The organism is Mesorhizobium sp. M1A.F.Ca.IN.020.04.1.1 (genome assembly GCF_003997315.1).
GTDB lineage: Bacteria > Pseudomonadota > Alphaproteobacteria > Rhizobiales > Rhizobiaceae > Mesorhizobium.
In genome coordinates, this window is record NZ_RZSN01000048.1 from 24,397 (window position 1) to 31,372 (window position 6,976).

The window sequence follows — 6,976 nt, forward strand, 5'->3', positions numbered from 1 at the left end:
GAAGGGATTGTGCAGACGATCGAGCGGTTACGTCGCCGGCGCTAGAAAATAGGCCCTCCACTGAGCATCTATCATTAGCCTGAACTTTCGAGCCCTTGCCAAGCTTTGTCGGGGCGGTCTCGCCCATCACGGCTGGGAAGTGCGGTCCATGGAAACCGGCGTATCAGTTAGATCGATCATCTATGCAAACCCTTCGATGCGTTCGTGGACAATCGCGCGCATTTGCTCCGCCATCTTCGCGCCTTGAGAGCCGTCTGATAGAGGCGGCGGCAATTCGAGGTGGTTGAGCGCGCGTGAGAGGGCTGCAACAAGATCGTCGATGCTGGTATCCGCATCGGCTGCCTTGAGGCCAGCCGTGCTCGCGAAAGCCTTGAAGTCGGCGCGCCGCAGACGATCGTCCTTGCCGTTCAGCTTGAGGGCCATCCGGTCTTTTTCGAGGCGTGGAAACACGCGAGTCGTGACCGCGTCGTAGAGCGGAGCCATGCGAACTGAGCTGAATTGCGTGCTGCCGGGCTCTGCGATTTCCAGCAGTGCCATGTTCTTCAGGTGCATGTCGCCATCGGCGATCAGCCAGGCGAATAAGGATCGCTTCAGGACAAGCAGGACGTCTTCTTCGGGAGAGGTCGATAGCGGCCTTAGTGCCCGCGCGATGCGCTCCATCGTGCCGTCGTATTTTGCTTCGGTGGGCACGCCAAGTACCGAGCAGAAGTCCTCAAGCGCGAGCAGGTGTTTGTCCTCGAGGCTCGTTCTGATATCGAACCGCTCCACGAGTAGCGCCGGAGGCATCCCGTCAGGCATCGGGACGAGCGCTGTCGCGGGCGTCTTGAAACCGGCCGCGCTGCCCAAAGCGAGCGACTGCCATTCGATAACTGGCAGGGCCTCAAATCCGCCCGTACCCGCAGGTTTGAGAATGTGGGTAAAAGGCCGGCCGATACTGGGAGAGAGGGTGCCATCCGCACTGAGGAACATAGGCGCTTTGATCTGAACACCCGAAAGGCGAGGCGTATCAGTACGCTCGAATATCTGTGCGAGATTGCGTTCGAAACTCTGCTCCAGGTCGCCGCGACCCGGCCCTGCATACTGGCCAGTGAAGACAGTGTTTCTAGTGAAGCCATTGAGCCGGGTTAACAGGATGTCGGGCGGCAGGGCGGAGAGATCGCTCGCACGCTCGACGATGGTGATGTTGGACATGTAGCGTTTGCCCGAGCGTAGCGTCGCGCGCTCGTCGCGGTCGTTCAACACTGACTCAAGCCAGCCTTCAGGCAGCAGCGACAGAATGAAAGGAGGGAGCTTGCCCGGCGTGGTCTGGCGAACAAGTGGCGGGCCCTGATCGTCTGCATTCCAGCGCCACTCAAAACCATCATGTGTGAGATTTCCGAGCGGAGCGCCGTGCCACGCCACGATCAGATCGAGCGCGGCTCCGTTGCGTGCCGGTTCTGTGGTCAGTGGAGGGCGGAGGAAAAAGCGCTCGGCGTGCTCGCCCTCGCGATACCACTGGTTCGCGCGGGCAAGCGCCCATGTCGCGTCGGCAGCGCCCTGGGCGCTGCCGTATTGTTCTATGAGGCGGTTCGCGATTGCCTCGCGCATCGTCTCGTCGATGGATGCCGCGTGTTCGCTGCGCAGGCGGAAAGCTTCGAGGAAGCGCTGGCGCATCGAGGAGACGTCGATCCGGATTTCTCCCATTCCATCATCGACAATCGCTTGAGCGACTGATGGGTGGTCGGGAGCTGCGTTCTGAATGATTTCCAGCAAGCGCAAGCGCCTGCGCTGTATTCGTCGCCCGCTCAGGAACAGGCGGCCATCCCGGGTCGGGCCGAGAAGCACAGCGCTCGCCGCCGAGAGGTAAGCGTTGGGATACAGGTATTTGGCGATGCGGACGGCGTGCTTGAGTATCGTGGCCTCGATATCCTCCCCGGCATCGACATAGATGCCGCGCATTAGCTGGACGAGCTTGCCCGTTTCAGCCTGATAGTGGCTGCGGGTTTTATCGATGTTTTCCCCAACGAGGTGAAGGGCCATTTTCTAACTTTCCCGTATCTGATATACGGGAAAGCTAGCATAATCGGCTTCATATTCAAGAGTTTCTAACTTTCCCGTATTTGGCATACGCAAAAGTTAGAATACTTTCTCGGAACGACGGCGTTCTTCGGGTCGGGAATCGAACCACGGGAGAGAACCTGGTCTGCGAAGGCGAGCAGGCAGAACTCAAGGCGTTCATTCTGCCACACCATAGTCGGATCAGCCACACGTAGGTCGGCGAGTCCTTCAGCTATTGTAGAGCGTGGGATTATTCGCTGTCACGGGCCAACGCCCATAATCGCGGGCTCGGCCGAAAGCAGCTTCTTCGCCGCCGCCCTGCCTGCTCGAGGATCACCTGCTCGATGAGGGCCGGGCGGCGCTGGATGTAGTCTATGCCGAGTTTGTCGAGCTGCAACCCGACAAGCGTGGCGGAAATCGGCCTGGAGGAACCCAGATTGTCGATAGCATAGGCGCCGATCAGATACTTCTTGCTCGCTTCGAGTTCGGCCGCTGTTGGGCCTGTGTCCACCAGCTCCTTGATTAGTTGTCTTATCAGGTCGAGCGTCTCGGCCGCCCTGTCGGCGCGCGTCGACGTCGTCACGACAAGCATGTTGGGCTGGTAGTCTTCCAAGCTGGACGAGACACCGTAGGCAAGGCCGCGCTTTTCGCGCACTTCCTGGAACAGACGTGAGGTAAATCGTGAGCCTCCGACTATATCGTTCATCAGCTGTCCCGCGTAGAATTCCGGGTCGTTGCGTCCCATGGCGGGAAAAGCCAGCTGGAGCGAAGTCTGGGGGAGGGCGTTGCGACCTGCGTCCGCTCGCCGCTTCGGGGTGACATCAGGTACGGGGGCGAGCGCCTGTTTCTGAGGCAAATCGCCGAACAGCTGGTCGAGCCTTGCTCTCAGGGCTTTGGCATCTATGTCGCCTACGACCGCCACATGCAGCCCGTCGCGGGCGAAAGCGGCTTTGTGGAAGGCGCTTAGATCGGCGGGCGTTACGCTGGTCAGGCTCCCTTGGGCGGTCTCGAATACGGATGCGTGCCGTAGAGTCCGCGCCGCCAGGCCAGCTCGGGGATCGCGTGAGGTTCGCGCTCATCGGCAATGATTTCGGAGAGAAGCTGGGCGCGTATGCGGTCGAAAACTGCTGGTATAGCCGGCTGCGGGTCCCGCCGCCGAGGATGTCGGCCAGCAGTCGAGCGCCTCGGCCTCGCCGGGTGCGGCCGTATGATAGGACGGCAGCATCCATTGCGTGGAAAAGCGCGGCACCGAAATGCGCACGTCGGTCAGCGGCACCGTGCGCTTGGCGTTTTGCTCCGGCTCGACTGGGCGGATGCGGGTTAGACCAGGAGCCGTCGGCACGGTTCCCTACGTCTTATCGGCCAGCGCCTTGACCGTTTCCGGCTCGACATCGCCGGCCACCACCAGGACGGCGTTGCTGGGCGTGTAATATTTTGTCATAGAAGGCTCTGGCGTCGGTGCCGTAGCGGATCGTGTTGGAATTTGGCGGAGCAGCCTCCGGTAAATTGAGGTTATCGGTTCATGCGGCGAGGTCAATCTGCTGATCGAGTGGCTTGGCGGGGAGCGTGTGCCATCCGTCGATTTTTCGCATCGAGATTTGGCCGGACGCAATCAACGCCCAGAACAACATTGCCGCGGTTTCGGCCGAAGGCAGCACGGTCTGGGTCTTGATGCGCCGCTTGAACTCTTCATGCAGACGCTCAATCGCGTTTGTAGTTCTGGTGCTTTTCCACTGGCTCGGCGGCAGGCGCGTGAAGGCGAAGAGGCGCTCACCGGCCTCCTCCAGGCTGTCGGCCACCGCCCGGCACTTGAGCCGCCATTTGCGCAGGAACGCCTTGCGGCGGCTCTCGATCTCCTCCGGCGTGGCCGCGTAGATCATGTCGGTGTAATCGGCGCTGATCTCCTCGTGCAGGCGCTCGGGAGCGTGGGCGAGCAGGTTGCGGTGCTTGTGAACCGTGCATCTTTGAACCGGCACCCCGTCCACAGCCCGGCGATCGCCCCGTCCAAGCCGGGTGCGCCGTCGACGATGAGGAACTCAGGGCGGCGGAGGCCGCGTGCGACGAGATCGTCGAGGATCGCCCGCCAGGCCTCGGTCGTCTCGCCGCCCATGTTCTTGACCGCGAGCAGGATCTTCTGGCCGTCCGCGCGCACGCCGATGACAACGAGCAGCGAGATCGAGGTCGCCTTGCGGTCGAGCCTGACACGAACCACCGTCCCGTCGAGGATCAGGCGCACGATCGGGCTCGTCGGCCAGCGAGCGACCATTCCAGGCGTCCCAGTCCGTCTTCACCTTGCGCCAGGTGCGGCTGACGACGTCCTTGCCGATCGCGCCGCCGAACAAGGCGGCAAGCGCACGACGGACGCGTCGCGTGTTCGTGCCCGCCAGGTAGCTCGACGCGATCAGTGCGTCGGCGGCCTTCGTGCGCCGCTGATAGGCGCGCAGAGCCTTGCTCCTCCATTCCACCGTCTTGTCCTCGTCGACATCAAGGCGCGCCCGCGGAACCGTGATCTCAGTGGTGCCGAAGGTCCCCGTCAGCGTGCGCGTCCGGCTGCCGTGGCGGTGGCCGGCGACACCGGTGGTCTCATCACTGGCGCGCCGCCGGCTGCCGGCCATAACGGGGACGGGCAAGCACCGCTTCCAACTCGGTCTCGAGCATCGTCTCGATGAAGCCGCGCACCCGCTCGCGCAGGCCAGCTTCGATCGGATCAAACCAGTTGTCGAAAAGATAGCTCGTCGCCTCATCCCCCGGGATGAACGGCTTCGGCTTTCATGGTAGTCCTTGTCATGGCGTAGTATCCTGTCCGGCACCGCAAGGCCGGATGATTCGAGGTTGACACCCCGGAGACTACGCCAACTCACAATTCCAACCACTCCCGCGACGGCACCTTGGCAGTCATCTGCTCGGCAATCAAATCGAGCGGGACTTCGCTCTTGCGGGACTTCTCGAAGAGGAGGCGGGTTCTGCGAACCCAAGTCATCGCGACCACACGCCGGCGACAAGGATTGAGACCCAGCCGCCGTCGAGCACTTTCATGATATTCGCCGAGAAGAAGCCGACATCGACCACCCCGAAGACGAGCGCAAGGCCGAGCGCCGGGAGGAGCGTCCACCTCCAGATACGCCTCATCACGATGTGGAGCAGGATTGTCGTCACAACCATTTCGCCCGTGACCGATATGCCATAGGCTGACGGGAGGGCGCTGGACTCACCAAAGCCGATGACGGCAACATGACCGACCATGCGAGCAGCAGGTTGACGCGCGGCAGGTATATCTGCCCGAATTGCATTTCGGATGTATGCCGGATTTCGAAGCGCGGAAGCATGTTGAGCTGGACGGCCTGTCGCACAAGTGAATAAGCGCCGGAATCACGACCCGGCTGGCGATCACAGTTGCCGCCGTAGCCATCACCACCATCGGCACCAACGTCCAGCCGTGGTCATCTCGAAGAATGGATGTCAGATCGTCCCGCCTCGGGAAAGAACGAACGCGCCCTGCCCGAAATAGTTAAGCAGCAGGCACGGAAATGCGATCGCCAGCCAAGCCAGCACAATCGGCCGGCGGCCAAAATGACCGAGATCAGTGTAGAGCGCTTCAGCCCCGGTTACGGAAAGGCTCCGCGGGCGGCATACTGCCTTGCCGAAGGGGCCATAAATGCTGCGCATCTACACGGGCCAGAACGGCCATCTGACAGCAATTGACGGCTTGCCGGAGGCCGAAGCTCTCGGTGCTCTCTGGCTCGACCTCCTCAACCCGACTGTTGAGGAAGTGAAGCTTGTTAAGGCGCATCTGGCCATTGATATCCCGACGCGCGACGAGATGGCGGAAATCGAGTTGTCGGACCGTCTTTATCATGAAGACGGCGCCGAGTTCATGACGATCACCGCGGTCGCGAATATCGAGGGCGAGGACCCTGTCAAAGCGCCGGTTACCTTCGTTATCAAGGGCCAGACGCTCGTCACTGTCCGCCACGCCGAACCGAAGCCGTTCTTGATCTATGCGGCGAAAGCACAGCGTACTAGCGGCCCTCCCTGCACGTCCGGCGAATTGGTGATGCTGGGTCTGATCGAAGCGATCATCGACCGCGCGGCCGACACGCTTGAGCGCATCGGCGACGAGATTGATGCACTCTCACGCGAAATTTTTCGCAACACGTCTCCGAGCGCCTCGAAGAAAACACGCAACCTTCAATCCCTTGTCGAGCGAATCGGCCGGAAGGGTGAGCTGCTGACGAAAATTCAGGAGAGTCTCGTGAGCATCGCGCGGCTCGTCGCCTACCATAGCGCGAGTGACTCGACCAGCTGGGCAGTCGCGTCGTCCGGTCGCAAGTTGCAGAAGGAAATCCGGCAACGTATCAAGCTCGTCCAGCGCGATGCCACGTTCCTCAGCGACCATGCGACCTTCCTGTCCAACAAGATCAACTTCCTGCTGGACGCGACGCTGGGTCTCATCAATCTGGAGCAGAACCAGATCATCAAGATTTTCTCGGTCGCTGCCGTCGTGTTTTTGCCGCCGACGCTGGTTGCCTCGATCTACGGCATGAACTTCGATGCCATGCCCGAGCTAAAATGGCTTCTGGGCTATCCTTTTGCGCTGGGTCTGATGGTGCTCTCCGCCGTGGTTCCGTATCTCTTTTTCAAGCGGCGCGGTTGGCTGTGAAAGGAAATAGGCTGGTTCGGGGCGCTTACTGAAAGTCCCACGTCCCGGAGCGGTCGCGCAGCTCAGCGAATTCGACATCTTGACTATCGCACGACACGTTGGCCTCGAGGTTGAGCAGCTCAAGCGGGACATGGAAGACCGCGCCATCGAAAACGTCCTCGAGCGCAATTGCGCGCTCGCCAAGGAGCTGTACATCAACGTCACGCCGGCGTTGGTTCTCGGCGACGAAGTGATTTCAGGTGTGCTCAAGATTCACACGCTGGAACGCTTCATCGCCAA

Annotated in this window: 4 protein-coding genes and 3 pseudogenes; 2 read left to right on the forward strand and 5 right to left on the reverse strand. The window is 61.1% G+C overall.

Features of this window, described 5'->3' with window-relative positions; translation table 11 throughout:
* Positions 1 to 180 precede the first annotated feature (180 nt).
* The 5 genes and pseudogenes from EOA49_RS12660 to EOA49_RS12680 all read right to left on the reverse strand — a co-directional run.
* Positions 181 to 2,019 (reverse strand): HipA domain-containing protein, encoded by a 1,839-nt coding sequence (locus EOA49_RS12660; protein ID WP_127241052.1) that lies wholly within the window; start codon positions 2,017 to 2,019, stop codon positions 181 to 183.
* A gap of 268 nt (positions 2,020 to 2,287) precedes the next feature.
* On the reverse strand, positions 2,288 to 3,082 hold the full coding sequence (locus EOA49_RS12665; RefSeq protein WP_329608241.1) for a pitrilysin family protein: 795 nt from the start codon (positions 3,080 to 3,082) through the stop codon (positions 2,288 to 2,290).
* Positions 3,083 to 3,164: 82 nt separating this feature from the next.
* Positions 3,165 to 3,472 (reverse strand): annotated as a pseudogene (locus tag EOA49_RS33055) (insulinase family protein); the annotation flags it as partial.
* A gap of 85 nt (positions 3,473 to 3,557) precedes the next feature.
* Positions 3,558 to 4,791: pseudogene (locus EOA49_RS12675) on the reverse strand (IS256 family transposase).
* Between the two features lie 124 nt (positions 4,792 to 4,915).
* Positions 4,916 to 5,652, reverse strand: a pseudogene (locus EOA49_RS12680) (KUP/HAK/KT family potassium transporter); the annotation flags it as partial.
* 40 nt (positions 5,653 to 5,692) lie between these two features.
* Between EOA49_RS12680 and EOA49_RS12685 the strand changes: the two are divergent.
* The gene (locus tag EOA49_RS12685; protein WP_029354811.1) at positions 5,693 to 6,697 is read left to right on the forward strand and encodes a magnesium transporter CorA family protein; all 1,005 of its coding nucleotides are present in this window, start codon (positions 5,693 to 5,695) and stop codon (positions 6,695 to 6,697) included.
* A gap of 79 nt (positions 6,698 to 6,776) precedes the next feature.
* A partial coding sequence (locus EOA49_RS33445; protein WP_281058453.1) for a DsbA family protein occupies positions 6,777 to 6,976 on the forward strand: 200 nt, incomplete at its 3' end.

Coding starts and splice junctions, on each gene's coding strand:
- EOA49_RS12685 (WP_029354811.1), top strand. CDS start 5,693: ATGCTGCGCATCTACACGGGCCAGAACGGCCATCTGACAGCAATTGAC.
- EOA49_RS12660 (WP_127241052.1), bottom strand. CDS start 2,019: ATGGCCCTTCACCTCGTTGGGGAAAACATCGATAAAACCCGCAGCCAC.